The sequence below is a fragment of the Microbispora hainanensis genome (assembly GCF_036186745.1).
Lineage (GTDB): Bacteria > Actinomycetota > Actinomycetes > Streptosporangiales > Streptosporangiaceae > Microbispora.
Window position 1 is genome coordinate 1,233,595 of sequence record NZ_CP108086.1, and the last position, 26,020, is coordinate 1,259,614.

At 71.5% G+C, this 26,020-nt stretch carries 26 protein-coding genes and 1 tRNA gene; 10 read left to right on the forward strand and 17 right to left on the reverse strand.

Going from position 1 to position 26,020, the window contains the following annotated elements:
* Positions 1-15: 15 nt before the first annotated feature.
* From rsmA to OHB01_RS05565, 4 genes are all read right to left on the reverse strand, one after another.
* Positions 16-870, reverse strand: a complete 855-nt coding sequence (rsmA, locus tag OHB01_RS05550) for a 16S rRNA (adenine(1518)-N(6)/adenine(1519)-N(6))-dimethyltransferase RsmA (RefSeq protein WP_142651992.1) — start codon at positions 868-870, stop codon at positions 16-18.
* A 19-nt stretch (positions 871-889) separates the two neighbouring features.
* Entirely contained in the window at positions 890-1,747 is an 858-nt protein-coding gene (locus tag OHB01_RS05555; RefSeq protein ID WP_142651993.1) for a TatD family hydrolase, read from the reverse strand.
* A gap of 2 nt (positions 1,748-1,749) precedes the next feature.
* A complete protein-coding gene (gene metG, locus OHB01_RS05560) occupies positions 1,750-3,336 on the reverse strand; it encodes a methionine--tRNA ligase (RefSeq protein WP_328855026.1) in 1,587 nt (528 codons plus the stop codon).
* 193 nt (positions 3,337-3,529) lie between these two features.
* The gene (locus tag OHB01_RS05565) at positions 3,530-4,771 is read right to left on the reverse strand and encodes a glycosyltransferase (protein WP_221890027.1); all 1,242 of its coding nucleotides are present in this window, start codon (positions 4,769-4,771) and stop codon (positions 3,530-3,532) included.
* 386 nt (positions 4,772-5,157) lie between these two features.
* Here OHB01_RS05565 and OHB01_RS05570 point away from each other — a divergent pair, with 386 nt between their 5' ends.
* On the forward strand, positions 5,158-6,708 hold the full coding sequence (locus tag OHB01_RS05570; RefSeq protein WP_205831174.1) for a hypothetical protein: 1,551 nt from the start codon (positions 5,158-5,160) through the stop codon (positions 6,706-6,708).
* Positions 6,709-6,913: 205 nt separating this feature from the next.
* On the opposite strand, the gene rsmI is transcribed toward OHB01_RS05570, so the two are convergent.
* Positions 6,914-7,735: a 16S rRNA (cytidine(1402)-2'-O)-methyltransferase gene (gene rsmI / locus OHB01_RS05575; RefSeq protein ID WP_328855027.1), complete on the reverse strand. Its 822-nt coding sequence runs from the start codon at positions 7,733-7,735 to the stop codon at positions 6,914-6,916.
* A 105-nt stretch (positions 7,736-7,840) separates the two neighbouring features.
* On the opposite strand from rsmI, the gene OHB01_RS05580 reads away from it, so the two are divergent.
* On the forward strand, positions 7,841-9,448 hold the full coding sequence (locus tag OHB01_RS05580; RefSeq protein ID WP_419197567.1) for a dolichyl-phosphate-mannose--protein mannosyltransferase: 1,608 nt from the start codon (positions 7,841-7,843) through the stop codon (positions 9,446-9,448).
* Between the two features lie 116 nt (positions 9,449-9,564).
* The gene (locus tag OHB01_RS05585) at positions 9,565-11,073 is read left to right on the forward strand and encodes a hypothetical protein (RefSeq protein ID WP_328855028.1); all 1,509 of its coding nucleotides are present in this window, start codon (positions 9,565-9,567) and stop codon (positions 11,071-11,073) included.
* A 110-nt stretch (positions 11,074-11,183) separates the two neighbouring features.
* Here the strand turns inward: OHB01_RS05585 and OHB01_RS05590 are convergent, their stop codons facing one another.
* Both OHB01_RS05590 and OHB01_RS05595 read right to left on the reverse strand, forming a co-directional pair.
* Positions 11,184-12,008 carry a cellulose binding domain-containing protein gene (locus OHB01_RS05590; RefSeq protein WP_142651998.1) on the reverse strand — a complete coding sequence of 275 codons (825 nt, stop codon included), beginning with the start codon at positions 12,006-12,008 and terminating at the stop codon, positions 11,184-11,186.
* A gap of 130 nt (positions 12,009-12,138) precedes the next feature.
* The gene (locus OHB01_RS05595; protein ID WP_261986024.1) at positions 12,139-12,276 is read right to left on the reverse strand and encodes a VOC family protein; all 138 of its coding nucleotides are present in this window, start codon (positions 12,274-12,276) and stop codon (positions 12,139-12,141) included.
* Positions 12,277-12,324: 48 nt separating this feature from the next.
* Here OHB01_RS05595 and OHB01_RS05600 point away from each other — a divergent pair, with 48 nt between their 5' ends.
* Both OHB01_RS05600 and OHB01_RS05605 read left to right on the forward strand, forming a co-directional pair.
* The gene (locus OHB01_RS05600) at positions 12,325-12,933 is read left to right on the forward strand and encodes a helix-turn-helix transcriptional regulator (protein ID WP_260617539.1); all 609 of its coding nucleotides are present in this window, start codon (positions 12,325-12,327) and stop codon (positions 12,931-12,933) included.
* Between the two features lie 4 nt (positions 12,934-12,937).
* Positions 12,938-13,858 (forward strand): amidohydrolase family protein, encoded by a 921-nt coding sequence (locus tag OHB01_RS05605; RefSeq protein WP_142652000.1) that lies wholly within the window; start codon positions 12,938-12,940, stop codon positions 13,856-13,858.
* Position 13,859: 1 nt separating this feature from the next.
* Here the strand turns inward: OHB01_RS05605 and OHB01_RS05610 are convergent, their stop codons facing one another.
* Together OHB01_RS05610 and OHB01_RS05615 are read right to left on the reverse strand one after the other, a co-directional pair.
* Positions 13,860-14,546, reverse strand: coding sequence for a TetR/AcrR family transcriptional regulator (locus tag OHB01_RS05610; RefSeq protein ID WP_240972170.1), 687 nt, complete (start codon positions 14,544-14,546; stop codon positions 13,860-13,862).
* 45 nt (positions 14,547-14,591) lie between these two features.
* A complete protein-coding gene (locus OHB01_RS05615; protein WP_328855029.1) occupies positions 14,592-16,037 on the reverse strand; it encodes a HAMP domain-containing sensor histidine kinase in 1,446 nt (481 codons plus the stop codon).
* A gap of 314 nt (positions 16,038-16,351) precedes the next feature.
* On the opposite strand from OHB01_RS05615, the gene OHB01_RS05620 reads away from it, so the two are divergent.
* On the forward strand, positions 16,352-17,143 hold the full coding sequence (locus OHB01_RS05620) for a hypothetical protein (protein WP_328855030.1): 792 nt from the start codon (positions 16,352-16,354) through the stop codon (positions 17,141-17,143).
* Here the strand turns inward: OHB01_RS05620 and OHB01_RS05625 are convergent.
* Positions 17,130-17,621, reverse strand: a complete 492-nt coding sequence (locus OHB01_RS05625) for a DUF3995 domain-containing protein (RefSeq protein ID WP_328855829.1) — start codon at positions 17,619-17,621, stop codon at positions 17,130-17,132. The genes OHB01_RS05620 and OHB01_RS05625 overlap by 14 nt on opposite strands.
* 112 nt (positions 17,622-17,733) lie before the next feature.
* Here OHB01_RS05625 and OHB01_RS05630 point away from each other — a divergent pair, with 112 nt between their 5' ends.
* Together OHB01_RS05630 and OHB01_RS05635 are read left to right on the forward strand one after the other, a co-directional pair.
* On the forward strand, positions 17,734-18,204 hold the full coding sequence (locus tag OHB01_RS05630; protein WP_205831175.1) for a hypothetical protein: 471 nt from the start codon (positions 17,734-17,736) through the stop codon (positions 18,202-18,204).
* Positions 18,201-18,701 carry an RNA polymerase sigma factor gene (locus OHB01_RS05635; RefSeq protein ID WP_147945193.1) on the forward strand — a complete coding sequence of 167 codons (501 nt, stop codon included), beginning with the start codon at positions 18,201-18,203 and terminating at the stop codon, positions 18,699-18,701. The genes OHB01_RS05630 and OHB01_RS05635 overlap by 4 nt, the downstream gene beginning before the upstream one ends.
* 165 nt (positions 18,702-18,866) lie before the next feature.
* Here OHB01_RS05635 and OHB01_RS05640 read toward each other — a convergent pair.
* From OHB01_RS05640 to galU, 7 genes are all read right to left on the reverse strand, one after another.
* Positions 18,867-18,943: transfer RNA gene (locus OHB01_RS05640), tRNA-Ala, on the reverse strand.
* Positions 18,944-18,993: 50 nt separating this feature from the next.
* On the reverse strand, positions 18,994-19,692 hold the full coding sequence (locus tag OHB01_RS05645) for a hypothetical protein (protein ID WP_147945192.1): 699 nt from the start codon (positions 19,690-19,692) through the stop codon (positions 18,994-18,996).
* A 376-nt stretch (positions 19,693-20,068) separates the two neighbouring features.
* Entirely contained in the window at positions 20,069-20,710 is a 642-nt protein-coding gene (locus OHB01_RS05650) for a GNAT family N-acetyltransferase (protein ID WP_142652007.1), read from the reverse strand.
* A gap of 67 nt (positions 20,711-20,777) precedes the next feature.
* On the reverse strand, positions 20,778-21,254 hold the full coding sequence (locus OHB01_RS05655; protein ID WP_142652008.1) for a MogA/MoaB family molybdenum cofactor biosynthesis protein: 477 nt from the start codon (positions 21,252-21,254) through the stop codon (positions 20,778-20,780).
* A gap of 3 nt (positions 21,255-21,257) precedes the next feature.
* Positions 21,258-21,749 carry a cyclic pyranopterin monophosphate synthase MoaC gene (moaC, locus tag OHB01_RS05660; RefSeq protein WP_142652010.1) on the reverse strand — a complete coding sequence of 164 codons (492 nt, stop codon included), beginning with the start codon at positions 21,747-21,749 and terminating at the stop codon, positions 21,258-21,260.
* A complete protein-coding gene (gene glp, locus OHB01_RS05665; RefSeq protein WP_142652012.1) occupies positions 21,746-22,930 on the reverse strand; it encodes a gephyrin-like molybdotransferase Glp in 1,185 nt (394 codons plus the stop codon). The genes moaC and glp overlap by 4 nt, the downstream gene beginning before the upstream one ends.
* A gap of 4 nt (positions 22,931-22,934) precedes the next feature.
* Positions 22,935-23,840, reverse strand: a complete 906-nt coding sequence (gene galU / locus OHB01_RS05670) for a UTP--glucose-1-phosphate uridylyltransferase GalU (RefSeq protein ID WP_142652014.1) — start codon at positions 23,838-23,840, stop codon at positions 22,935-22,937.
* A gap of 33 nt (positions 23,841-23,873) precedes the next feature.
* On the opposite strand from galU, the gene OHB01_RS05675 reads away from it, so the two are divergent.
* The gene (locus tag OHB01_RS05675) at positions 23,874-24,440 is read left to right on the forward strand and encodes a 5-formyltetrahydrofolate cyclo-ligase (RefSeq protein WP_142652033.1); all 567 of its coding nucleotides are present in this window, start codon (positions 23,874-23,876) and stop codon (positions 24,438-24,440) included.
* A 33-nt stretch (positions 24,441-24,473) separates the two neighbouring features.
* Positions 24,474-25,979, forward strand: a complete 1,506-nt coding sequence (locus OHB01_RS05680) for a potassium/proton antiporter (RefSeq protein ID WP_142652015.1) — start codon at positions 24,474-24,476, stop codon at positions 25,977-25,979.
* The last annotated feature ends 41 nt before the right edge of the window (positions 25,980-26,020 follow it).

A 26,020-nucleotide genomic window follows, 5' to 3' on the forward strand; every position in this document is an offset into this window, starting at 1 on the left:
CGGTTCCAACCGGTTCTAGGTCGCCGCCGCGGCCCGCTGCTCGGCGATGCGGGCGAAGTCCTCGATCTTCAGTTGCTCTCCGCGGGCCGAGGGGTCGATCCCCGCTCCGAGCAGGGCCTTCTCGGCGGCGGCCGCCGTACCGGCCCAGGAGGCGAGCGCGGCCCGCAGCGTCTTGCGGCGCTGCGCGAACGCCGCGTCGACGGCGGCGAACACCTCCCGCCGGGTCGCCGTCGTCACCGGCGGCTCCCGCCGTACGAGCGAGACCAGGCCGGAGTCGACGTTCGGCGCGGGCCAGAAGACGTTGCGCCCGACCGGGCCGACCCGGCGCACCTCCGCATACCAGGCGGCCTTCACCGAGGGAACGCCGTAGATGCGCGACCCCGGCGTCGCGGCGAGCCGGTCGGCGACCTCCGACTGCACCATCACCAGCCCGCGCCGCAGCGACGGCAGCACCTCCAGCAGGTGCAGCACGACCGGCACTGACACGTTGTAGGGCAGGTTCGCGACCAGCGCGGTCGGCTCGGTGCCGAGCTCGACCGGCCCGACCTTGAGGGCGTCGGCGTGCACCACCTTCAGCCGGCCGGCCACCTCGGGGGCCCGCTCGGCGACCGTCAGCGGCAACTGCTCCGCCAGCACCGGGTCGATCTCCACGGCGACGACCTCGGCGACCTCCGGGAGCAGGGCGAGGGTGAGCGAGCCGAGGCCCGGCCCGACCTCGATCGCCACGTCGTGCGGCTCGACGCCGGCGAGCCGGACGATCCGGCGGACGGTGCCGCCGTCGATCACGAAGTTCTGCCCCAGCTTCTTCGTCGGCCGGATGTTCAGCTTCTCCGCGAGTGCGCGCACTTCGACCGGCCCGAGCAGACTCATGCCTCCAGTGTCTCCCGCGCTACCAGGCGCCGAAGACGGTCTCGCCGTTGGCCGTGATCCGGGCGGCGAGGTCGGCGAGGTCCATGCCCTTGACCTCGGCGAGGCAGCGGAGCGTCAGCGGGATCAGGTAGGGCGCGTTGGGCTTGCCCCGGTGCGGCGTCGGCGGCAGGTAGGGCGCGTCGGTCTCGACCAGGATCAGCTCGGGCGGCGCCACCGCCGCCGCCTCGCGCAGATATCCGGCGTTCTTGTACGTCACCGGGCCGGAGAACGACATGAAATAACCGGCGTCCACACACCGCTTGGCCATCTCGGCGTCGCCCGAGAAGCTGTGGAAGACGACCACGTCGGGCGCGCCCTGGTCGGCGAGCACGGCGAGCACGTCGTCGTGCGCGTCGCGGTCGTGGATCACCAGGGCCCTGCCGGTCCGCTTGGCGATCTCGATGTGCGCGCGGAAGCTCGCGTGCTGGTCGTCCTTCGACGCCCAGTCGCGGAAGTAGTCGAGGCCGGTCTCCCCGACCGCCCGCACGTCCGGCCGCCGCGCGAGGTCCTCGATCTCGGCGAGGACCTCGGGCGTGGCGGCGTGCGCCTCGTTGGGGTGGATGGCCACGGCCGCGTAGACGTCCCGGTGCCGACCCGCCACCTCGGCGTTCCACCGGGAGGACGGCAGGTCGTATCCGACCGTCACCAGCCGCGTCACGCCGACCGACTTCGCCTCGGCGAGGATCGACTCGACGCTCGCCCCGGCGGCCTGGGCCGCCAGCGCGACCGGGTCACCCGAGGACGCCTGCCGGTTGCCGACCATGATGTCCAGGTGGCAGTGGCTGTCGAAGACCTCACCCGGCAGCGCCTCGGGCGGCGCGGGACGCTCACGCGACATGGTCAGGCGTTCTCCAGCCTCGGGAAGAGGATCTCGCCCTTGACGACCTGCGCCCCGGCGGGCAGCTTGCCCCAGGTGGCGACATCGGCGATCCGCTGGTCGGCGAGCGCGCCGAGGTGCGGCTCCGCCCCGAGGGACGCCCACAGCTTCTCGCTGGTGGCGGGCATGACCGGGTTGAGCAGCACCGCTATCGCGCGCAGCGACTCGGCCGCCGTGTAGAGGATCGTGGCGAGCCGCGCCTGGCCCTCGGGCGAGGCGTCCTTGGCGACCTTCCACGGCGCCTGGTCGCTCAGGTAGCCGTTGACCTGCTTGACGAAGTCGAAGATCGCGCCGATGCCGCCCGCGAAGTCGAGGTTGTCGCCGATCGCGGTGTCCGCCTGGGCCACCGCCGCGGCCAGGCCGTCCGCGATCGCCTGCTCGGCCGGGCCCGTGTCCTTCGCCTCCGGCAGCACGCCGTCGAAGTACTTGCCGATCATCGCGGCGACCCGGGACGCCAGGTTGCCGAAGTCGTTGGCGAGCTCGGAGGTGTAGCGCGCGGAGAAGTCCTCCCAGGAGAACGAGCCGTCCTGGCCGAACGGGATCGCCCGCAGGAAGTAGTAGCGGTAGGCGTCCACGCCGAAGTGGCTCGTCAGGTCACGCGGCGAGATGCCGGTGAGGTTGGACTTGCTCATCTTCTCGCCGCCGACCAGGAGCCAGCCGTTGGCGAAGATCTTGCGCGGCAGCGGCAGGTTGTTGGCCATCAACATGGCCGGCCAGATCGCCGCGTGGAACCGCAGGATGTCCTTGCCGACCAGATGGACGTTCGCCGGCCAGGTGTCGTCGAACTTCGCCTGGTCGGAGCCGTAGCCGACGGCCGTGGCGTAGTTGAGCAGCGCGTCGATCCACACGTAGATGACGTGCTTGGGGTCCCAGGGAATCGGGACGCCCCAGTCGAAGGTCGAGCGCGAGATCGACAGGTCCTGCAGGCCCTGCTTCACCAGCTGCACGATCTCGTTGCGCGCCGAGGCGGGCTGGATGAAGTCGGGGTTCTGCTCGTAGTGCTCCAGCAGGCGCGGGCCGTACGCGGAGAGCCGGAAGAAGTAGTTCTCCTCCTTCAGCCACTCGACCGGGCGCTTGTGGATCGGGCACAGGTCGCCCTCCAGCAGGTCGCCGGGCGACTTGTACTCCTCGCACCCGACGCAGTAGGGGCCCTCGTATTCGCCCTTGTAGATCTCGCCCTTGTCGTACAGGTCCTGCACGAACTCCTGCACGCGGTCGGTGTGGCGCGGCTCGGTGGTGCGGATGAAGTCGTCGTTGGCGATCTGGAGGTGCTCCCAGAGCGGCTTCCAGGCGTCCTCGACGAGCTTGTCGCACCACTCCTGCGGCGAGACGCCGTTCGCCTCGGCCGTGCGCATGATCTTCTGACCGTGCTCGTCCGTGCCCGTGAGGTACCACACCTTCTCGCCGCGCTGGCGGTGCCAGCGGGTGAGCACGTCGCCCGCGACGGTCGTGTAGGCGTGGCCCAGGTGCGGGGCGTCGTTGACGTAGTAGATCGGCGTCGTCACGTAGAACGCCGACTCCCCGGATGCAGTCGTTCCTGTAGCCGCCATGTGCGAATCCTATCGGCCCCGGAGAGATGACTCCCCGGGTTGAACCGCCGTACGCCGCGCCCGGACGCGGGGCGAGCGCCACGCGCGCCGCGGAGACCTCGTCAGCGCGGGACGCGCGCCACGGAGGCCCTGTCAGCGCGGCGCGCGCGCCGCGGGCACGGTCGGCGCGGACACCGTGCCGGCGCGGCGCGTGTCAGGCCACGGACTCGCGGTCGGCCACGGTCTCGGCCTCGCGGCTGACGGCCTCGGCGGCCTCCTCGGCCGCGGACGCCGCGATGTCGACCGGGTTCTCCCGCGTACGGCGGATGCCGAGGATGCTGATGAACAGCGACGCGAAGATCGTCTGGAAGCTCATGATGAACGCGGTCGCCGACGGCACGACGAGGCGCAGCGACTCGGCCGGGATCAGCTCGCCGAAGCCCTTGCCGCCCCAGTGGGCGAGCGAGGCCACCAGGCCCGCGAGACCGGCCACGGCCAGCGCGCCACCCGCGAGCAGGCCCTTCTCCAGCGTGACGACGTCGACCAGCCTGCGGATGCGCCGGTCCTCGGGGAGGAAGCCCTCCTCGGCCGCGTACACCTTGGTGAACAGCGCGAACAGGACGGCCTGGAAGCCGATGACCACCATCGCGGACGCGCCGACCAGCGTGTCGACGTCGAAGGCGAGCTTGCCGATGTAGACCGGGCCGAACGAGAGCACGGCCCCGGCGACCAGGCCGAGGCTCATCAGCACCAGGCCCGGGATGAAGAACAGCCAGCGCGGGCTGTACAGCATCAGGAAGCGCAGGTGGCGCCAGCCGTCCCGCCAGGAGCGCAGGTGCGGCGGGCGGGAGCGGCCGTCGGGCGACAGGGTGGTGGGCACCTCGCGGACGTCGAGCCCCTGCAGCGTGGCCTTCACCACCATCTCGGAGGCGAACTCCATGCCCCCGGTCTGGAGCCCCAGCCGCAGGATCGAGTCGCGGCGGAAGCCGCGCAGCCCGCAGTGGAAGTCGCCGATCTCGCTGGGGAAGAACAGCCGGCCGATGAACGACAGGACCGGGTTGCCCAGGTAACGGTGGAGCGGGGGCATGGCCCCCGGAGCGATGCCGCCGCGGAACCGGTTGCCCATGACCAGCTCGGCGCCGTCCCGGAGCTGCTCGACGAAGGGCATCAGGTTCGTGAAGTCGTAGGAGTCGTCGGCGTCGCCCATGATGACGTACTTGCCGCGGGCGGCACGGATGCCGCCGATCAGGGCGTTGCCGTAACCCTTCTCGTCAATATGGACAACCCGGGCGCCCGCGTCGCGGGCAAGCTGTTGGGAGCCGTCCGTACTGCCGTTGTCGGCGATGACCACCTCGCCGTCTATTCCGTTCTCGCGCATGCAGGTGAGAGCCTTGCGAACACAGATCTCAACGGTCTCGGCCTCATTGAGGCATGGCATGACAACGGTAAGTTCCACGTCGCAACTCCTCGCATATGACGGCAGGACACCAATGATGCCCGCTTCCCCGTAGCGCCCGAGTCAAGTCCGTGAAACGGCTGGCATTCTGTAACCGTGACTCCACCCACCGCTGGGGCGGCGGGCTCCCCGCGTCGCCGGCCAAGCGGCGTCGCAGAGGACGAGCCCGGCCCGGAGAATTCTCAGCGCGCCGGCCACGTCGGCGTGCAGGGTATGCCCACAGGTGACGGGCCGGAACTCCGCCCGGGTGGCGGGGCTCCCGGTGGCGCGGTTCTCCCGCGCCGCACGCCCGTGGGCGTTCCATGGAAGGCACCGGCGACATTCGAGGGGAGGAAGCGCGGACTCATCCGCCGGTTGGAGCAGGCGGTCGAATCCGCGCGACTGTGATGGTCGCGATCGCGGATCCCCCGTCGGTGGACGTCTCTCCGGCCGGGGGCTGGGGCCGTCCGCTCGCCCTGCTGCGCCGGCACAGGGTCTTCGCGGTGACGCTCGGCGTCGCCTTCGTGCTGCGGGTCATCACGATGCTGGGCTTCGGCCCGGCCATGTGGTTCAACGACTCCTACGACTACGTGTCGGTGGCGCTGCGCCCGCGTCCGCACCCGATCCGCCCGGACGGGTACAGCTTCTGGCTGCTGCTGCTCAAGCCGTTCCACAGTTTCTCGCTCGTGGTGTTGACCCAGCACCTCATGGGGCTGACGGCGGCGTTCCTTATCTATGCGCTGCTGACCAGAAGATTTGGGATGCCAGGTTGGGGGGCGACGCTGGCCGCAGTCCCCGTGATGTTCGACGCCTACCAGATCCAGCTCGAACAGCTGATCATGTCGGACACCATGTTCATCCTGCTCGTCGTGGGCGTGGTGACGCTCGTGCTGTGGCGGGAACGGATGACCTGGCGGAGCGGGGCCGTGGTCGGGCTGCTGCTCGCGCTGACGGCGCTGACCCGGAGCATCGGCCTGCCCATCCTCGCCCTGGTCGTGGGCTATCTGGTGATCAAGCGGGCGGGCTGGAAGCCGATCGTCGCCATGGTCGTCGCGTGCGCGCTGCCCGTGGTGGGCTACATGGGCTGGTTCAAGGCGGTCAACGGCCAGTTCGCGATGACCAACAGCGACGGGGTGATCCTCTACATGAGGACGTCGCTGTTCGCCGACTGCCACAAGATGGACATCGACGAGCGCCGCGAGCTTGAGCTGGCGCTGCTGTGCATCAACATCCCGCCCAAGGACCGCGGGCTGTCCGCCCAGGCGTACCTGTGGTGGGACGACCAGAACCAGCTCCACGTCTTCGGCTCGGGGATGAAGTTCACCCCCGAGATCAACGCGAACGCGAGCGCCTTCGCGAAGAAGGCGATCCTGGCGCAGCCGGGCGACTATCTGGCCGCGGTGGCCAAGGACTTCTTCCGCGCCTTCCAGTGGGGCCGTCCGCGGTTCCCCGACGCCAAGACCTTCCTGCAGTACGAGTTCGACAACGAGTACACCCGCAAGCTGCCCAAGTGGAGCTCCTACCACAGCACCACGGACAAGGACGCCGAGGCGTACGAGAACGGCCCGGCCGCGACACACGTGGTCTCACCGTGGTCGGACATCATGATCGGCTACCAGAAGGTCGTACGGCTGCCGGGCCTCGTGCTGGGCCTGGTGCTGCTGTTCGGCCTGTACGGCGTGTTGCGGCGCTGGCGCGACCTCGGCGGGCCCGAGCTGCTGCCCTGGCTGGGAGCGGTGGGGCTGATCCTGGCCCCGGCGGCGACGGCCGAGTTCGACTACCGCTATCTGCTGCCCGCCGTGCCGCTCGCCTGCCTCGCCGCCGGCATCACCGCCGCCGGCCTGCTGGGCCGCCCCTCGCCGCGGCTGTCGTCCCTGCGCCCCTGGTCCCTGCGGCCGCTGCCACTGCGCTCGTCCTCGCTGCGCCCGTGGTCGCGGCGCGGCTCCTCGCTCCGTTGACACGGCGCCCGGCCCCCTGAGCAGGGGCCGGGCGCTTCCGGTGTCAGGCGTTCCGCCGGTGGTTGCGGGCGGTTCCCGGTGTCAGCGTGCTGGCGCCTCCCCCGTCCACCCCGCCGAACAGAGCGTTCTCGCCCGAAGAACACCACGTCGGGCTTGAGCCCGCGGCGTTCGGCCGGTGGTTACGGACGGCCGGTGTTCTCGCTGGTCAGGCGTTATGGACGGCGTTGTAGAGGTCGCGCTTGGGGACGCCGGCCGACTTGGCCACCTCGGCGATGGCCTGCTTGCGCGGCACGCCCGCGCCCTCGCGCCTGGCCACCTCCTCGACCAGTTCCTCGATGACCGGCGCGGCCTCCTCGGCGGTGCGCCCGGCCACCACCAGCGTGATCTCGCCCCTGACCTCGCCCGCGGCCCATTCGGCCAGCTCGCCGAGGCCGCCGCGGCGTACCTCCTCGTAGGTCTTGGTGAGCTCCCGGCAGACGGCGGCGGGCCGCTGCGCGCCGAAGGCCTCCGCCATCGCCTCAAGGGTCGCGTGCAGGCGGTGCGGCGCCTCGAAGAACACCATCGTGCGCTCCTCGGCCGCCAGCGCCGCCAGCCGCCTGGCCCGCTCCCCCGGCTTGCGCGGCGGGAACCCCTCGAAGCAGAACCGGTCGCTCGGCAGGCCGGAGACGGCGAGGGCGGTCGTCACCGCAGACGGGCCCGGCAGCGCCGTCACGGGCAGGCCCGCCTCGACCGCGAGGCGGGTGAGCCGATAGCCGGGGTCGGAGACGCCCGGCATCCCCGCGTCGGTGATCACGACGACGGTGCGGCCCTCGCGCAGCGCCTCCAGCAGCTCGGCGGCCCGCGCGCTCTCGTTGGCGTCGTAGTAGGACACCACCCGGCCACCGATGGCGATGTCCAGGTCGGCCGCGAGCCGCCGCAGCCGGCGGGTGTCCTCCGCGGCGATCACGTCGGCCGCGGCGAGCACCTCGCGCAGCCGTGGGGACGCGTCTTTGGGCTGGCCGATCGGGGCTCCGGCGAGAACGAGCACCCGTCCACCCTATGGGGACATGAAACATTCATCGACGAACGGCCAGATACTCCAATCCACCCGCGAGCCGTGTCCTCAACGGGGACTCACCAGTAATCTGTCGGCGTGGCCGTGACCGACTATTCCCACAAGGCGTTCGAGCAGCCGGAAGAGGGACCACAGGACGACGCTCCCTCGGTTTCCCTGCGCGACCGGCTCGTGCCGCCCATGCCCGGCAGCGCCATGTGGGGCTGGCTCGGCCCCATCCTGGTCGCCCTCTTCGGCGGATTCCTGCGGTTCTACCGCCTGGGCACGCCGCACGCCGTCGTCTTCGACGAGACCTACTACGCCAAGGACGCCTTCGCCACCATCAAATACGGTGTCGAACGGCAGTTCGTCGACGGCGCGGACAAGCTCCTGCTCGCCGGCAACGAGAACATCTTCAAGCACTGCGGCTCGGTGAGCGAGTGCGCCTCCTACGTGGTGCACCCGCCGGTCGGCAAGTGGCTGATCGGCGTCGGCGAACTGATCTTCGGAGCGAACCCGCTCGGCTGGCGCTTCACCGCCGCGCTGCTCGGCACGCTGTCCATCCTGATCCTCGCCCGCACGGCCCGCAGGATGACCCGCTCGACGCTGCTCGGCTGCGCGGCCGGTCTGCTGCTGTCGCTCGACGCCCTCCACTTCGTGCTGTCGCGTACGGCGCTGCTGGACATCTTCCTGATGTTCTGGGTGCTCGCCGGGTTCGCCTGCCTCGTGGCCGACCGGGACTGGTCCCGCAGCCGGCTGGCCAAGTGGCACGAGGCGGGGTCGCCCGCGGAGGGGCCGCGGCTGGGCCTGCGGCCCTGGCGCCTGGCCGCCGGGTTGTGCCTCGGCCTGGCCATGGCCACCAAGTGGACCGGCGGCTTCTACATCGCCGCCTTCGCGATCATGACGCTGCTGTGGGACGCGGGCGCCCGGCGGGCCGTCGGCACGCCCCGGCCGTACGGCACGGTCATCCGCCGCGACCTGCCGCTCGCCACGGCGTGGATGGCGGCCGTCCCGGTCCTCACCTACATCGTGTCGTTCACGGGGTGGTTCGTCACCGACAAGGGCTACGGGCGCAACTGGGACCAGGCGACCTCCAGCGGCCCGGTCTACTTCATCATCGACTCGCTCCGCTCCTGGTTCGACTACCAGAAGCAGGTGCTCAGCTTCCACACCGGTCTGGAGTCGAGCCATCCGTACCAGTCCGAGCCGTGGCAGTGGCCGCTGCTGCTGCGCCCGGTGGCGTTCTTCTACGAGTCGCCGAAGAACTGCGGCGCCGACTCCTGCTCCTGGGCGGTGCTCGGCACCGGGACGCCGGTCATCTGGTACGCCGGTCTGATCGCGCTCATCGGCATGATCGCCTGGTATGTCGCGACCCGCGACTGGCGGGCGGGCGCGGTGCTGCTCGGCTACGCCGCCGGATGGCTGCCGTGGTTCTACTTCGCCATCGCGGACAACCGGACGATGTTCATGTTCTACGCGATGCCGATGGTGCCGTTCATGATCCTCGCACTCGTGCTGGCCTGCGGGTTGATCATCGGCAAGGAGGATCCGGCCCGGCCCAACCGGCGCGTGGTCGGCACGGCCGTGGTCGGCGCGTTCGTGCTCCTGGCCCTGGTCAACTTCGGCTGGCTCTATCCCGTGATCGGCGCCGAATCCGTCCCGTACGAATCCTGGCACGCGAGGATGCTGTTCGACTCGTGGATCTGACACCCCCGTATCGTTGGGCGCGTACTGTGCGCCCTATGGTGCACCCAGAGGGGGGGTGGTCGCGAGTGATGCCCGGTCGTCGTCAACGATGGGGTCGATACGGCAGACTGCGGGTCATGCCCGCACCTGACGTCGCCGCGCTCCTCGCCCTGCTGGAGCGCTCCGAGCCGGACGTCGCCGAGCCCGCCCGCGTCGCGGTCGAGTGGCTCGCCGGCGGCGAGGCGCTGGAGACCATCAGCCAGTTCGACGTGTGCGAGTTCCTCTGGTACACGCTGCCGATCAAGGTGCCGGGCGACCAGGCGACCATCGCCAGGGCGCTCGGCCGGTTGCTCAGGCTCGCGGGCATGGAGCGTTACGCCGCCCTGTGCGACTCCCCGGCCACCGCACGCATCCTGATGACGTACGCCAGGGAGGGCGAGGAGGCCGGGGCCGCGGCCTACCACCGTGAGCTGGAGGCCACCGGGGTGCTGCCCCCGGACGTCGCCGAGCTGTCATGGAGCTCGATCATGGGGCCGGAGGAGCTCGGGGCGCACGTCGCGTGCGCGGCCGCCCTGGAGCTGGCCATCGTCACCGGCGACCCGGTGGACCGCGAGGAGCTGACCCGCCGGTGGCTCACCGCGCCCCGCCCGGAGCTGGGCGGCGACTGCTGGCTGCACCGGGTGCACGGCGAGCGGCTGAACCGCTGGGTGCTCGGGCGCGGCACCGCCCGCCGCGAGCTCGCCCAGCCCTTCGAGGTGCGGCTGCACGCCCCCATCGCGGCTCCGGACGAGCCCCACCTGGAACCGCTGCGGTGGCTGCTCGGCCTGGCCCGCACCGGGGTTCGCCTGACCGAGCGGCTCAACGTCGGGCGTGCCGTGGCCGCCGAGGCGGCCGACCGGTTCGGCTGGGGCAATCCCACCAGGCCGGGGGCCGTACGCGGCGAGGCCGACGTGCCCGCGCTCACCGAGCTGCGGCAGATCGCCGTACACGATCTCGGGGCACTGCGGCGCAGCGGACGGAGGCTGGTGCTCACGACCACGGGCAGAAACCTGCTGGACGACCGCGCCGCCATGTGGGACGCGGCGGCGCCCACGCTGCTCGTCCCCGCGCCCGGGGAGCACGACTTCGAGGTCTCCATCCGCGAGTCGGCGCTGATGATCCTCGTGGACGGCGACGTGGTGCGCGACGGCGACCTGCGCGCCCGGATCGCCGAGGTGGTCAACGGCGAGGGCTGGCGCGCCACGGACGGCGGCCGGGTCGGCGGCGCCGACCTCACCGGCCCGCTCTCCCGGCTCCGCCACCGCCTCGACGCCCTGGGCCTCGACACGCTGGGCTTCGACACTCAGGGCGCTGGCGCTCAGGGCGCTGACGCTCCGGGCCTGAACGCTCAGGGCCCCGGCGCTTCGGGCGCCGACGCTTTGGGCCTCGTCGGCCCCGAGCCGGGGGCTGCGGCTCAGGAAGGCCAGGCGACGGCTTCGGCGCCGCGGGCGACGGGTTCTGCGCCCGAGGGCACGCGCCGCGAGCCCGTGACGCGGGTGGCGGGCGACGACGCGCCGTGGCGGCTCACGGACGCCGGGCGGCGCGCCGCGCTGGCCGCGCTGCGCGCCCAGGCCCTGCGGCCCCGCCAGTACGCCGGCCTGGGCTGAACGCACTCCACCGACCTCGGCCGACCCGGCCTTCCGCCGTCCGAAGCGGTGCCGCGTACGCCGCCAATGGCGGGCACCGGGCGCGGACGGCGGCAGGCCCCGAGGAGGCTTCAGGCGCAGACGGAGCCGTTGAGCCTGAACTGCGCCGGGGTCGGGTTGACTCCCGTGTGAGTGCCGTTGAAGCCGATGGTGATCGAGGCGCCGGCAGTGAGGTCCTTGCCCCAGGCCGGGGCCTCCGCCGTCACCTGTGTGCCGGTCTGGGACCACGTGGCCACCCATCCCGAGGTCACCTGCTGGCCGGTGTCCGGGAAGGTGAACGTGAGCCGCCAGTCCCTGACGGGCTGGGTGCCCGTGTTGGTGATCGAGATGTTCACGGTCATCCCGCTGGACCAGGGGTACGCCTGGTAGGTCACCCGGCAGGCGCCCTGGGCCGGGACCGACGGCGAGGTCGTGACGATGACGTCGTTGTGGACCCGCACCGTCACGCTCTCGGACGCGGGCCCCACCGCGCCCTTCGTGTCCACGGCCACGACGTGCAGCTCGTGGTCCTCGTAGGGGACGCCGTAGGGCGGCCACGGCAGGGCGAAGGTGCCCTCGGTGGCCGCGGGCTGGAAGGTCGCCACGTTGGTCGTGCCCTCCCTGACGTAGTAGCAGGCGATGCCGTCCTCGTCGGTGGCGGGCGCCCAGCGCAGGGTGACCGAGTTCAGGAACACGTGGACGACCTCGGGCGTCCCCGGGGCGCTCGGCGGCGTGTTCTGCGGCGCCGCCGAAGAGGCCGGGCCGGTGTTGCAGGGCATCGCCGACGCGGCCGCCAGCAGCGGCGTCGTCACCGTCGCGGCTCCCGCCCCGGTCTCTGCCGCCAGCGGCGCGAACAGCGCGGCGGCCGCCAGGAGCACCGCCGTGAGCCAGGCGCTGATCTCCTTCTTCGATCTCATCGTCCGCATCCCTCGTGTCGATCGGCGGTCCCGGTGACGGCGATCGTCCACAGCGGAGGGCGGGCCGGTCAACGTACGCCGGAGCGGCAGGCCGTACGCGCCTGGTGGGCGGGGCACGGCGCTGCAACTTTCATCCGCGGCCTTCGAGGACCTCCAGGTAGTGGGCGTTGCGCATGATCCCGAGGATGTTGCCGAACGGGTCGGCGACCGAGGCCGTGACGAACCCGGGGCCGCGCTCCGTGGGCGACTCGTGCTGTTTCGCGCCCATCGACAGCAACCTGTCCGGCCGTCCCGGCTGCGCCACCGGATCGAGGCCGTGCGCGCCGCGACGGTCGCGGTGCCGGGGCACGGCCCCACGGTGGACCCCGAGACGCTGATCTCGATCGCCGCGGCCGTCCGCGACCACGAGACCCTGCGGTTCGACTACCTCGGCCACCGAGGCGGCGAGGGACGCCGTACGGCCGAGCCGCACCGGCTCGTCTTCACCGGCCGGCGCTGGTATCTGCCGGCCTGGGACGTCGACCGCGACGACTGGCGGACCTTCCGCGCCGACCGGATGCGGCTCCGCGTCCCGAACGGCCCCCGCTTCACCCCGCGCGAACCGCCCGAGGACGGCGCCGCCGCCCACGTCGTACGCGGAGCGGGCTCGGCCGCCTGGAGGCACCGGGCCGTCGTACGGCTGCACGCGCCCGCCGATGTTGTGGGCGCGCGGCTCACCGCCGCGGCCGGGCTGCCGCGCGCCGACGGCGCGGACGCCTGCGTGCTGGAGACCGGCGGCGACTCGCTCCACAACCTGACCGCCTTCCTCACCGGGCTCGACGTGCCCTGCACCGTGCTCGACCCGCCCGAGCTGCGCGATCATCTGCGCGCGCCGGCCGGACGCTACCTCGACGCGGCGGGCGGACGGCGAGCGGATAACGTGTGAGGTCATGCCGGACGAGACATCCGCCGCAGGCGACGACATCCGACGCGTGACCGCGTTCTGGCGGGAGCTGGGCCTGCCGGGCCTGATCGACGTCCACACCCACTTCATGCCGGAACGCGTCCTGACCAAGGTGTGGGCCTACTTCGACTCCGCCGGGCCGCTGGTCGGCCGGCCCTGGCCGATCGCCTATCGGCTGGCCGAGGACGACCGCGTCGAGCGGCTCAGGGCCTTCGGCGTGCGGGCGTTCACCTCCATGCTCTATCCCCACAAGCCGGGCATGGCGGAGTGGCTGAACGACTGGGCCGCCGGTTTCGCCGCCCGGGTGCCCGGTTGCCTGCACACGGCCACGTTCTTCCCCGAGCCCGGCGCCGGGCGATACGTCGCGCAGGCCATCGAGCGGGGCGCCCGGGTGTTCAAGGCGCATCTCCAGGTCGGCGCGTACGACCCGAACGACCCGCTGCTCGACGACGTCTGGGGGCTGCTGGAGGACCACGGCATCCCGGTCGTCACGCACTGCGGGTCGGGCCCGGCCCCCGGGCCGTACACCGGGCCGGAACCGATCGCGGCCCTGCTCTCCCGGCATCCCAGGCTGCCGCTCGTGATCGCCCACATGGGCACGCCCGAGTATGCCGAGTTCCTCGATCTGGCCCTGCGGCATCCGGCGGTCTTCCTGGACACGACGATGGCCTTCACCGGCTTCACCGAGGAGACCGCGCCGTTCCCCAGGGAGGCCGTCCCGCTGCTGCTGGAGCTGCAGGACCGCGTCCTGCTCGGCACCGACTTCCCCAACATCCCCTATCCGTACGGCGAGGCGCTGACGGCCCTGGCCGACCTGGACCTGGGAGACGAGTGGCTCCGCGCGGTCTGTCACGACAACGCCGCCAAGATCTTCGGCCTCGGTCAGGCCGAGGACATGACCTCATAGGTCATGCCGCGCTCCCGGGGGTCTTGAGCGTGCCGTGCAGCAGGATGTCCACGAGCTCCTCCGGGGACGCCTCCACGCCGCCGGAAGCGGCCTGAGGACGGACGAAGAGCATTCCCATGAAGACGGAGGCGATCTTCTCGGGCTCCAGGCGGAGCGCCGCCCGGTCGGGTTCGATCAGCTCGACCATCGCCTCGTGGATCGCCCTCATCGAGGCCTCCCTGCCTCGCGAGGCGCCGCCGCCTCCGGGCCTGCCTTCCTGGGCCCGCCCGCCGCTTTGCGGGGCCTGCCCGACGCTTTCCTCGCCCTGCCGTCCGCGGCGTTCGAGGCGGTGGCCGGTGCCGTGGAGGGCGCCGATCACGGCTCCCATGCGTTCCAGGTGGGCGCGCAGCGCCTCAACCGCCTGCGCCAGCCGGTCGGCGAGCGGGTCGTCCAGGGAGATCGAGGCCAGCTCGCGCAGCACGTGACCGGGGTCCGTCGCCTCGGTCACGCACGCGTCGAGCAGCTCGTCCTTGTCGGCGAAGACCCGGAAGACGGTGCCCTCGCCGATTCCGGCGGCCCGGGCGATCTGGCTCGTGGTGACGGCGGCGCCGCGCTCGGCGACCAGCGGAAGCGCGGCGGCGACGATCATCGCCCTGCGCTGCTCGGTGCTCATGGCCGGCGCACGCCGGCGGGGAGTGGTGTCCGTCATACCCTCAATGTACGGAGTGAGCACTCACTCCGTCAAACGCGATGTTCAGCACGGCTCACTGGGGTCGTTCTCACCGGGGACGCCGTCGCCGGCCCGGGCCGCCATCGTCGGGTCGCAAACGGCCGGGAGGCGCAGGACGAAGCGGGCGCCGACCGGGCTGTCCTCGATTTTCAGGCTGCCCCCGTGGGCCTCCGCGATCTGGCGGGCGATCGGCAGCCCCAGCCCCGCGCCTCCGGCGTTCCTGCTGCGTGCCGTGTCCAGCCGGGTGAACCGGTCGAACACGATCTCGCGCTTGTCCTGATCGATGCCCGGCCCGTCGTCGCCGACCTCCAGCACCGCGGTGCCGCGCCCCTCGCCGGCCTCGTGCCGTACGGACACGGAGACCTTCGACCTGGCATGCCGTTCGGCGTTGTCGAAGAGGCTGGTCAGCAACCGGGCGAGGCGCATCCTGTCGCCGGCCACGATGGCGCCGGGCTTGAGTGCGCATTCGTACCGCTTGGTCTTCTGCGCGCGTCCCCGCAACTCCGCGGCCACGAGCACGGCCAGATCGATCCTGGCCTGTTCGCCGTAGGCACCGTGCTCCAGCCGCTCGATGGTCAGCAGGTCGTGCACGATCGCCTCCAGCCGCTCGAGACTGGGCAGGATGGCCTCGCCCAGCTGGGAGACGCTGGTCTCCTCCGGCGCGAGGAGACCGTCCTCCACCTCGGCGCGCATGGCCGCTATCGGCGTACGCAGATCATGGGAGGCGTTGGAGACGAACTGGCGCTGATGTTGCAGCGCGCTCTGCACCTGCTGTAACGCGCCGTCGAGCCGGCCCAGCGTATGGTTGACGCTCTCGGCCATCGCCCGGATCTCGTCTCGCGCGGGCGGCATCGGCACCCGGCGGCTGGGACAGGTCTCGTTGATCTCATCCAGTTCCGTGCGGATGGCGTCGACCGGCCTGAGCGATGCCCGCACGTCCCGGTAACCCAGATAGGTGATGGCCGCGGCCAGCGCCGCCGCGCTCAGTCCCACCAGCGAGGCCAGCCAGGGATCGACCCACGGCGGCACCTGCGGGGCCGCGCTGTAGACCAGCCATCTCTCGCCGCTGCGGTGCGCCCACTGGGCCACGACGACGTTGCATCCGGGGGCCGCGAAGTCATCGCCGCACACGACACGACTGATGCTGTTCCTGGTGTCCGGCGGAATGAAGTTCGCCATTCTCGGCTTGCCACGCATATTCGCGGTCGCGGCGACCACCCGGCCGGACGGGTCGACCACCTGGAGATCGCGGCTCTTGTAGACGTCGAGCGGGTAGGTCATCTGCCCCCGCTCGATCTGGACGGCCACGCGGCCGCCCGCCGCCGAGATCTCCCTCTCGACGTCGTCACTGACGTAATGATGGATGCCCGTCATTATGGACAGGGCCAGCAGCGCGCACAGGAAAGTCGCCATCACCCCGGTGAACAGAGTGATGCGAAACGTGATGGAGAAACGGTCGTGCAGGCGCATCCTCCCCCCTCCCGGCCAGTGGACCATATGCGGTGGAAAGAACCGGAAAAGAAATGCCTGTCCTATATCGGTAGGCCGCCAGAGCCCCTCCACGTCTCCGGCGGAACACCAAGATTTCCCCGTCTCTCGTCCGCGTGTCCCCCTGTGCGGGCTCCCACGGCAGCTCGGACGGCGATAAAAGCGTCTCCAGCGTCGCACCCTGCATGGCCGGGTAGCGATTCGCCCCTCCTGATCGGGTGTGTCATCCCGGGAGCGCGCAGGCCCACAAAATCGAGTACGACGTACTCAGTTTCCCTCATCTCAACCATGTCGCAGTGATTCGACAGCAGGGATTCGGCAAGCGGGGAGGGGCCCATGGGCGGAAGAGCGCTGGTTCTCGGCGGCGGGCCGACCGGGATCGCCTGGGAGGCGGGTGTCTCGCCGGCCGGGCCGAGCAGGGCATCGACGTACGCGACGCCGGCCTCATCGCGGGCACCTCCGCCGATGCCGTGGTGGGAGCTCAGATCGCCGCGGGCCTCCACCCCGAGAAGCCGCTGGAGGCACAACTCGTGTACGGCGAACGCCTCGCGAAACCGACCGCCATGGGAGTAATAGGCCTGATTTGGTCGCTGAAGAGGTCAAAGAGCCCCCAGGAGTTCGGCGCACGAATGGGGCGTATTGCGCGAACTGCGGTCACGCCGCCCGAAGAGGAGCACATCGCGGAGATCGGGCGCCGGCTCGGAGACGTCCGCGGCTGGCCGAAAAACGCGCTTTCTGATCCCCGCCGTCGACGCCGGCTCGGGAGAACCGGCCGTCTTCGACGCGGAAAGCGGGTCGATCTGGTGCACCCGGTCGCGGCAGGTACCGGGCCAGGCATCCGGCCACCGGTGTCGATCAGCGGGCGCGCGTACATCGACGACCCGTCGCGCCGCGCACCCGCGGCCATGGCCGGCAAGGCCGAGGGCATCCGCGTGGCCGCCGAGGCCGCCCACGTGTGGAACGACCCTCCGTACTGGAACACGACCGGGCAGGAGATGAGCCATCCAGGACGTGGCAGAGGCAGCGGAGAGGCCCGGCAGATGGATCACCTGCCGGACCTTCGTCGTGGTGAAGCTATAGGGATGTGAACCCCCTGGTGCCGGCCGGCTCCGGACGCGGACGGCCGAAGACCAGCGCGGGCATCAGCCGGCCGCCGAACACCGTGGTAGCCGGATCGCCGGCCTGGACCGCGACGACCGCCGCCGGCATCACCAGGCAGGCGGGGGTGTAGAGGAACAGGTTGAGCCAGTAGAACGGCATGCCGGTGTCGGCGCCGATGCCGAACGCCCACACCAGGCCCGCCGCCCCGCGCAGCAGCACCCCGCAGCCCACCGCGAGGGTGACCAGCGAGGCGAGCCTGCCGCCTCGTCCGCGTGAGCGGGCCACCACCGCGGCGGCGCCCGTGGTCAGCGCGGCGACCAGCGGGATCAGCACGGGCGGGGTGAAGGGCACCTCCATGTTCAGCACGGCGAGAGACAGGGCCCTGACGTCGTGGGCGGGCCAGGTGCGGCCCGTCGTCCAGTAGAGGTGTGCCGCCGCGTCGGTGAGCAGAACTCCGGCGACCAGGTTCGCGAGGCGCTTTGCGCGTTCGAGTGTTCACACCCTGGAGGAGGGGCCGCCCGCCGAGGAGGTTCCATGGAACCTTCCGGGCCTTCGCCTCCTCTGAAAGGACATGAGCATGTCCTCGTCCTGGCCTGTCGCCGAGCTCGACCCGGTGCGGCGGCTGCGCGTGCTCGCCTCCGCGATCGCGGGCGCGTACGTCAGCGAGCGCACGATCCCGGCCCCCTTCGACGTGGTGTGGGGCATCGCGAGCGATCTGGAGAGGAGCTTCGGCACCTTCGAGCCCGACATGAGGGGCCTGACCATCGACGCGGACCTGGGCGGGGGCCGGCTCGTGGCACGGGCCCGCAGCAGGTATGGCATGCGCGCCCGTTTCGACGTGGATCTTCAGCCCGGCTGGTGCTGGATGCAGAGCCGCTTCCTGCTCATCGGCCTGGCGGCCACCGCCGTGCCCGGTGGCACCCTGGTCGCCCAGACCGGCGGCGTCCGCGTCCCCGGGCGCGCGGCGCTGATCCCCATCGGCGTACGCGCCGCGGGCGAGCGCGCCCTGGCCGCCCTCGCTCTCCAGGCCGGGCAGACCGCCCGATGACCGCGCACGACACCGCCGCCCTGGTGGTGGCCGCCCAGCGCGGCGACACCGTGGCGATGAACGACCTGCTCAAGGAGCTCACGCCCTACCTCGGCCGGATCTGCGGCCCGATCGCGCTGGACGCCGGGGCCGACGCCGCCCAGGAGGCGCTGATCGCGGTCTTCCGCAACCTGCGCACGCTGAAGGAACCCGCCGCCCTGTACGGCTGGGTACGGGCGATCGCCGTACGGGAAGCGGTGCGGATCGCCAAACGGGAGGGCCGCACGGTGGCCGCCGAGCTGACCGAGCTGCCCTCCCCGGTCGACGTCGAACGCGCCGCCGACATCAGGGACGTGCTGGGGCATCTGTCCCCCGAACACCGCGCGGTGCTCGTGCTGCGCGACCTGGAAGGGCTGGAGGAGAGCGCGGCGGCCCGGTTGCTCGACGTGCCGGCCGGCACGGTCAAGTCGCGCCTGCACCGGGCCCGCGAGAGCTTCAGGCGGGTCTGGCAGTCATGACCAGGTCCGGACCACATGCGAGCTGCAGGCGTGGTGGGACCGGTCCCTGCAGGAGCGCGTGGAGCCGGAGCGGAGCGGCAGCCGTACCGGCCCCCCAGGACGTAGCGGTAAGGCTCTGAGCAGCGAAAAGGCCCGCCAGGTGGATCACCTGACGGGCCTTCGTCGTGGTGGAGCTATGGGGATTTGAACCCCAGACCCCTTCGATGCGAACGAAGTGCGCTACCGGACTGCGCTATAGCCCCAACGACCTCGACTAGATTAGCAAACTCTGCGGGGTGTTCGCGCCACCGAATCAGTCCCCGGCCGCGCGGCGCCCGTCGGCGTACTGGTCGAAGACCTGCACACGCCTGCGCGCCTCGAACTTGATGATCTCCGCCTCGCGGGCCGCCTCGGCCAGGGCGCGGCGGCGCTCCCGCCGGCGGCGCAGGTGCTCGGCCCGCATCCGGGCGGCCCTCTCCCGCTGCTCCCTGTCCGCGCGTACGGCCACGCGTAGCACGGCGAGGTAGCCGAGCAGGAGCACGCCCGAGGGCGCGACCGCCCACCAGGGCATCACGCGTACGGCCGCGGTGACCACGGAGGCCAGCACGAGCAGGATGCTCCACAGGAGCCGCCGCCTGCGCCGGGCGAGGATCCGGGCGCGGCGGTGAGCGGCGACACGGCGGGCCCGCGCATGCCGCTCCGCCGCGACCTGGTCGGCCGTGACGGTCTCGTTGCCCGGGGCCGCGTCGGAAGCGGCGACGGCCGGCGGGGTGACGACCGTGTCGGCGTCGCCTCCGTCCGCATCCCCGTCGGAATCGTCGGCGTCATCGGCGTCGTCCGAGGCCTCCGGCGCCTCGGCGCAGTCGGCGGCGGGCCGCTCGGACAGCGTGTTCGCCTCCGCCTGCTCCTCGAACAGCTCGTCGTCGGTGTGCCGGTCCCGGCGCAGCCACATGGGCAGCAGGACGCTGAGCCACATGACGACGATGGCCAGGTAGAGCAGGGCACTACCCATGCGGCCACCTCCGGACCGCCGTACGGGCGTGCCGGAGGGCATGGTGAACACATCCGTGGCCCTGGGTCGGCGGAGAGGTGTTCACGTCACGCACCGTAGGACTGTGTGTCACTGAATGACGAGCATTCAGTCCGGTGTGTCGCGAGATCGTCAAAGCTCTTCATGTAATTCGATCCCGTGCGAACGCGCGATTTCCACAGGCCAGCGCGTGCGGGCCGCTACCGGTGGGCCAGCGGCGGCCGGGGCGGGAGGGACGGGATCCGCTTGCTCATGGCGATGCCTCCGGTGACACGGTTTCTGTCGAGTGCCACCGAGCATCACAGCGCCCGCTAGTGATCGGCTTGTCCTTCGATTGCAGCCGGCCGTACGCCGGCTCCTAACCGGGGCTGGACTCGCTGCGGCGGGCGGCCGAGTTCATGGTGCGGCGCCACTGGACGAGCAGTCCGCGGGGCACGTCCTCCACGGTCAGCGCGTAGCAGATGTGGTCGCGCCAGGCGCCGTCGATGTGCAGCTGACGCCGGCGGATGCCCTCCTCGCGGAACCCGAGCTTCTCCACGACCCTGCGGCTGGCCTGGTTCTCCGGCCGGATGTTGGCCTCGAGGCGGTGTAAACCGGTCGTGAAGAAGCAGTGGTCCACCGCCATGGCGAGGGCGGTCGGGATGATGCCCCGCCCGGCGAGCGCGCCGTCGACCCAGTAGCCCACCTGGGCGGAGCGGGCCGATCCCCACACGATCGCGCCCACGGTGAGCTGCCCGGCGAACCGCCCCTCGTACGTGACCACCCAGGGCATGGCCATGCCCTGGCGGGCCTCGCGGCGCAGCGTGCCGACCATCGAGACGTACGGCCCGAGACCGGTGCGGAACAGCGGGGTCTCGGGGTTGCTCGGCTCCCACGGGCGGAGCCATTCGGCGTTGCGCAGCCGGGTGTCGCGCCAGTCACGGACGTCACGCAGGCGCAGCGGCCGCAGCCCGACGGGCCCCTCGGCCATGGTTGCCGGCCAGCCGCGAAGTCGATCCATTCGTCAATCATCCACCGGAACACGGTCAACGCGCCACGCGGGACGCGCCGCGGTCTCGGCCGGCTGCTCAGCGGGCATGATCGCCGCCGTGGATCTGGTCCACGACATGGGCCAGGATCGGGGTCAGCACGGCCATGCCGTCCCGTACGCCGCCGGAGGACCCGGGCAGGTTGACCACCAGAGTCGTGCCCGCCTGCCCGGCGAGACCCCGGGACAGGATCGACGCCGGCACCTTCTCCCGGTTGACCTGACGGATGGCCTCGGCGATGCCGGGAATCTCCCGGTCGAGCACCCGGCGGGTCATCTCCGGGGTGAGATCGAGGGGCGTCACCCCGGTGCCGCCCGTGGTGACGATCACGTCGTAGCCCGCGGCGACGCCCTCGCGCAGCGCGGCCTCGACGGCGTCGCCGTCCGGGATCACGCGGGGCCCGTCCACCTGGTCGCAGCCCGCCTCCTTGAGCAGGCCGGCCAGCAGCGGCCCGGACCTGTCCTCGTAGACGCCCGCGGACGCCCTGTTGGACACCGTCACCACCAACGCGCGCACGCCTTACTCCTGTCCGGGCCGGGTCCAGTGGCCCGTCTTGCCGCCCGTCTTCTCCTCGACCCGGACGTCGCTGATCACGGCCGCCGGGTCCACCGCCTTGACCATGTCCACCAGTGCGAGCGCCGCGACGGTGACGGCCGTGAGCGCCTCCATCTCGACGCCCGTCCTGTCGGCCGTACGGACCCGGGCGGTGATCTCCACCCCCTCGTCCACGACGGCGAGGTCGACCTTCACGCCGGTCAGGGCGATCGGGTGGCACAGCGGCACGAGGTCGGGAGTGCGCTTGGCGCCCATGATCCCGGCGATCCGCGCCACGCCGAGCGCGTCGCCCTTGGGCACGTCACCCGCGCGGAGCACGGCCACCGCCTCGGGCGACAGCAGCACGCGCCCGGTCGCGACGGAGGTGCGCGCGCTCACGTCCTTCTCGGAGACGTCCACCATCCGGGCGGCGCCCGACTCGTCCACGTGAGTCAGCTTCGCAGTGCCGTCATTCACAGGGGTATCACCTCCACCTCGGCGCCCTCGGGCAGCGAGGTCTCGTCCTCCGGCACCACGATCAGCGCGTTCGCCCCGGCCAGCGCCGCGAGCTGGTGCGAGCCCTGCCCGGTCACCGGTGCGACGCTCTCGCCCGTCAGCACGGCCCGCAGGTACGACCGCTTGCCCGCCGGGGACCGCACCGGCCCGGTGAGGGCCGCGCGCGCGGTCGCGGGCGGCCCGGCCGGAAGGCCCTGCATCGCCCGCAGGGCCGGCTTGACGAAGAGCACGAACGACACGAACGACGAGACCGGGTTGCCGGGCAGCGTGAAGATCGGCACGCGGTCGGGCCCCACGACGCCGAAGCCCTGCGGCATGCCCGGCTGCATGGCGACCTTCTCGAAGGTCACCGTGCCCAGCGGCGACAGGGCCTCCTTGACCGGCTCGTACGCCCCCATGGAGACGCCGCCGCTGGTGATCACGGCGTCGGCCCGCACGAGCTGGGCGTCCAGCGTGTCCATGAACTCCTTGGGGTCGTCGGTCACCGAACCGGCCCGGAACCCCTGCGCCCCCGCCTCGCGTACGGCGGCGGCGAGCATGAAGCTGTTGGACTCCCAGATGCGGCCCGCGCCCAGCGGGGTGCCGGGCTCGCTGAGCTCGGCACCCGTGGACAGCACGACCACCCTCGGCCGGGGCCGCACCAGCACCCGGCGGCGGCCCACCCCGGCGAGTATGCCGATCTGGGCGGGCCCGATCCTGACGCCCTCGCGGAGCACCACGTCGCCCGCCCGCACGTCCTCGCCCGCCCGCCTGATCGCGTTGCCGGGCGGGGCCGGCCTGTCGATCCGTACGCGGGCGGTGCCGCCGTCGGTCCACTCCACCGGAACGACGGCGTCGGCGCCGGTGGGCACGGGCGCCCCGGTCATGATGCGGGTGACCAGGCCGGGGCCGAGGGCGTTCAGCCCGCCGTCCCCCGCCGCGACGTCCCCGATCACGGGCAGCGTGACGGGCGCGGCGGCCACGTCCTCGGCCCGTACGGCATAGCCGTCCATGGCCGAGTTGTCGAACGGCGGCAGCGGGACGGGCGAGGCGACGTCCTCGGCCAGCACGGCGCCGAGGGCGGCCTCGATCTCGACCTCCAGCGGTGCGAGCGGTCGCACCACCGCGAGGATGTCGGCGAGATGGCGGTCGACGGGTTTCATCGGCTCACTGTCCGGACTTGTCCAGGAACTCCCGCAGCCACGGCAGGAACTCGGGGGCGAGGTCGTCCCGGTTCGCGGCGAACTGCACCACGGTCTGCAGATACTCCAGCTTGTTGCCGGTGTCGTAACGACGGCCGCGGAACAACACGCCGTGCACCGGACCGCCCTCCTCCGGGCCCATCGATGCAAGGGTGCGCAGGGCGTCGGTGAGCTGGATCTCGCCGCCGCGTCCCGGCGGGGTGCGCTCCAGCACGTCGAACACGGCGGGGTCGATCACATAACGGCCGATGACGGCCCAGTTGGAGGGCGCCTCGTCGGCCGGGGGCTTCTCCACGAGGTCCGTGACGCGGACGACGTCGTCCTCGTCGGTCGGTTCGATGGCGGCGGCGCCGTACAGGGAGATCTGCTCGCGCGGCACCTCCATCAGCGCGATGACGCTGCCGCCGTAGGTCGCGCGCGCCTCGATCATGCGCTTGAGCAGCGGGTCGCGGGGGTCGATGATGTCGTCGCCGAGCAGACAGGCGAACGGCTCGTGGCCGACGTGCTGCTTGGCGCACAGGACGGCGTGGCCGAGACCCTTCGGCTCGCCCTGCCGCACGTAGTGCATGGTGGCGAGATCGACGGGCTCCTTGACCTGGTTGAGCCGCTCTTCGTCGCCCTTCGCGCGAAGAGCGTCCTCAAGCTCGTACGCTACGTCGAAGTGGTCCTCGATCGAACGCTTGTTGCGGCCGGTCACCATGAGGACGTCCAGCAGTCCGGCGGAGACGGCCTCCTCCACCACGTATTGGATGGCCGGCTTGTCGACGATGGGCAGCATCTCCTTGGGGGTCGCCTTCGTGGCGGGAAGGAAGCGGGTGCCGAGACCCGCGGCGGGCACGACGGCTTTGGTCACGGGATCGAAGTCAGCCATGAGTAGACACTAACGGAGCAGTCTTTGGACAAGATGAACCTGCGTCGGCGTATATTGCGCGGCCGCTCGGAGCTCGATCCCGGGACGTTGCGCGAGTCGTCGGCGGCCATCAGGGAGTTACTCCTCGACCAGCCGTGGGTGCAGATGGCGGGCCTGGTGGCCTGCTACTGGTCGACGGGCACCGAGCCGGCCACGCAGGGACTGATCCTGGCCCTGTGGAAGCACGGCGCCACGGTGATGCTGCCGGTGCAGCGCCCGGACGGCGACCTCGACTGGGCGGTGTACGACGGGCCCGACTCCCTGGTCCCCGGTCCGTACGGAATCATGGAGCCGGTGGACGTCCGGCGCGGCGTCGACGCGATCCGCACCGCCGCGCTGGTGATCGCGCCGGCCCTCGCCGTCGACCGGGTGACCGGCGTACGGCTCGGCCGCGGCGGCGGGTTCTACGACCGGGCGCTCGCCCGCGTCGGGCCGAATGTGCCAACGGTGGCGCTCCTGCACGAGGGCGAGTTGCTGGAGGGGGTTCCCGCCGAGCCGCATGACCAGCGCGTCCGCTTTGCTGCTCTTCCCAGCGGAATCGCCCGCTTGGTACAGATATGACAAGATTGACATAAGAGACGGCGAAGGGAGCGGATCGGTCTGAACGTCTGGCTGCTCCTGTCCGCCGTCGTCGTCATCGCGGCCATCGCGTCCGTACGGATCGCGCATCGCACCGGCCTTCCCTCGCTGCTCCTCTATCTCGGCCTCGGGCTGCTGCTCGGCGAGGGCGGCCCCATCGGCATCAACTTCGACAACGCCCAGATGGCCCAGCAACTCGGCCTGGTCGCGCTCGCCGTGATCCTCGCCGAGGGTGGTCTCACCACCAACTGGAAACACGTACGCGACGCCGTCCCGACGGCGCTCGTGCTCGCCACGGTCGGAATCGCGGTCAGCGTCGTCGTGCTCGCGGCGGGCGTCGCCGTCCTGCTCGGCATGGAATGGCGCATGGCGCTGCTGCTGGGCGCGTTCCTGGCGTCGACCGACGCGGCGGCCGTGTTCTCCGTGCTGAGACGGCTGCCGCTGCCGCCCCGGCTCGCCGGAATTCTGGAGGCCGAGTCGGGCTTCAATGACGCCCCGACCGTCATCCTCGTGATCATGCTGAGCGCGGGCTCGTCGTTCGAGCTCTCGCTGCCGCACATCCTGCTGGACACCACCGTCGAGCTCGTCATCGGCGCGGCCGTCGGTCTCGCCGTGGGCCCGGCGGGGGTGTACGCGCTGCGCCGGGTCGCGCTGCCCGCCTCCGGCCTCTACCCGATCGCGGTGCTGGCACTGGCGTTCATCACCTACAGCGGGGCGACCCTGCTGCACGGCAGCGGGTTCCTCGCGGTCTACCTGACCACGCTGGTCCTGGGCAACGCCAGGCTCCCCCACCGCGCCGCCACGCGCGGCTTCGCGGAGGGCGCCGCCTGGCTCGCCCAGATCGGGCTGTTCGTCATGCTCGGCATGCTCGCGGACCCGGGCGAACTGCCGGGTGTGCTCGTCCCAGCCGTGGTGTCGGGCCTGCTGCTGGTCCTGGTCGCCCGGCCGGCGTCCGTGGTGGTGTCCGCGGCGATCGCCCGGCTCCTGCGCCTCGGTGCGCTGTCGTGGCGCGAGCAGGTGTTCCTGTCGTGGGCCGGGCTGCGCGGTGCGGTGCCCATCGTGCTGGCCGCGATCCCCTGGGCCGCCGGGCTGCCGGGGGCGAAGGGCCTGTTCAACGACGTGTTCATCATCGTCATCGTGTTCACGATCCTCCAGGGGCCCACGCTGCCGTACCTCGCCAGGCTGCTCGGCCTGGCGGCGGAGGGCGAGGCCCGCGACCTCGACGTGGAGGCCGCGCCACTGGAAGAGCTGAACGCCGAGCTGCTGCAGGTCCGCATCCCGCCCGGCTCGCTCATGCACGGTGTGGAGATCTTCGAGCTCCGGCTGCCCGCGAACGCCATGGTCACCCTCGTCGTACGGAACGGGCAGTCGTTCGTGCCCACGCCGACGACGCGGCTGCTGGCGGGCGACCAGCTCCTCGTGGTCACCACGGCCGCCCAGCGGGAGACGGTCGAACGCCGCCTGCGCGCCGTCAGCCGCCGCGGCAAGCTGGCCGGCTGGTACGGCGAACGCGGCGGCTGACCGTCGTAGGGGCTGCTTTCGCGCGGCGGTCCGGGCTGAGT

What these genes read in the sequence shown, in the direction of transcription:
- glp (WP_142652012.1), bottom strand. Translation starts at nt 22,930, where the DNA reads ATGAAACCCGTCGACCGCCATCTCGCCGACATCCTCGCGGTGGTGCGA.
- OHB01_RS05570 (WP_205831174.1), top strand. Translation starts at nt 5,158, where the DNA reads ATGGTCGCGATCGCGGATCCCCCGTCGGTGGACGTCTCTCCGGCCGGG.
- OHB01_RS05605 (WP_142652000.1), top strand. Translation starts at nt 12,938, where the DNA reads ATGCCGGACGAGACATCCGCCGCAGGCGACGACATCCGACGCGTGACC.
- OHB01_RS05675 (WP_142652033.1), top strand. Translation starts at nt 23,874, where the DNA reads ATGAACCTGCGTCGGCGTATATTGCGCGGCCGCTCGGAGCTCGATCCC.
- OHB01_RS05590 (WP_142651998.1), bottom strand. Translation starts at nt 12,008, where the DNA reads ATGAGATCGAAGAAGGAGATCAGCGCCTGGCTCACGGCGGTGCTCCTG.
- metG (WP_328855026.1), bottom strand. Translation starts at nt 3,336, where the DNA reads ATGGCGGCTACAGGAACGACTGCATCCGGGGAGTCGGCGTTCTACGTG.
- OHB01_RS05585 (WP_328855028.1), top strand. Translation starts at nt 9,565, where the DNA reads ATGCCCGCACCTGACGTCGCCGCGCTCCTCGCCCTGCTGGAGCGCTCC.
- OHB01_RS05595 (WP_261986024.1), bottom strand. Translation starts at nt 12,276, where the DNA reads ATGGGCGCGAAACAGCACGAGTCGCCCACGGAGCGCGGCCCCGGGTTC.
- OHB01_RS05630 (WP_205831175.1), top strand. Translation starts at nt 17,734, where the DNA reads ATGTCCTCGTCCTGGCCTGTCGCCGAGCTCGACCCGGTGCGGCGGCTG.
- OHB01_RS05635 (WP_147945193.1), top strand. Translation starts at nt 18,201, where the DNA reads ATGACCGCGCACGACACCGCCGCCCTGGTGGTGGCCGCCCAGCGCGGC.
- OHB01_RS05650 (WP_142652007.1), bottom strand. Translation starts at nt 20,710, where the DNA reads ATGGATCGACTTCGCGGCTGGCCGGCAACCATGGCCGAGGGGCCCGTC.
- OHB01_RS05610 (WP_240972170.1), bottom strand. Translation starts at nt 14,546, where the DNA reads ATGACGGACACCACTCCCCGCCGGCGTGCGCCGGCCATGAGCACCGAG.
- OHB01_RS05555 (WP_142651993.1), bottom strand. Translation starts at nt 1,747, where the DNA reads ATGTCGCGTGAGCGTCCCGCGCCGCCCGAGGCGCTGCCGGGTGAGGTC.
- OHB01_RS05645 (WP_147945192.1), bottom strand. Translation starts at nt 19,692, where the DNA reads ATGGGTAGTGCCCTGCTCTACCTGGCCATCGTCGTCATGTGGCTCAGC.
- OHB01_RS05615 (WP_328855029.1), bottom strand. Translation starts at nt 16,037, where the DNA reads ATGCGCCTGCACGACCGTTTCTCCATCACGTTTCGCATCACTCTGTTC.
- rsmA (WP_142651992.1), bottom strand. Translation starts at nt 870, where the DNA reads ATGAGTCTGCTCGGGCCGGTCGAAGTGCGCGCACTCGCGGAGAAGCTG.
- galU (WP_142652014.1), bottom strand. Translation starts at nt 23,840, where the DNA reads ATGGCTGACTTCGATCCCGTGACCAAAGCCGTCGTGCCCGCCGCGGGT.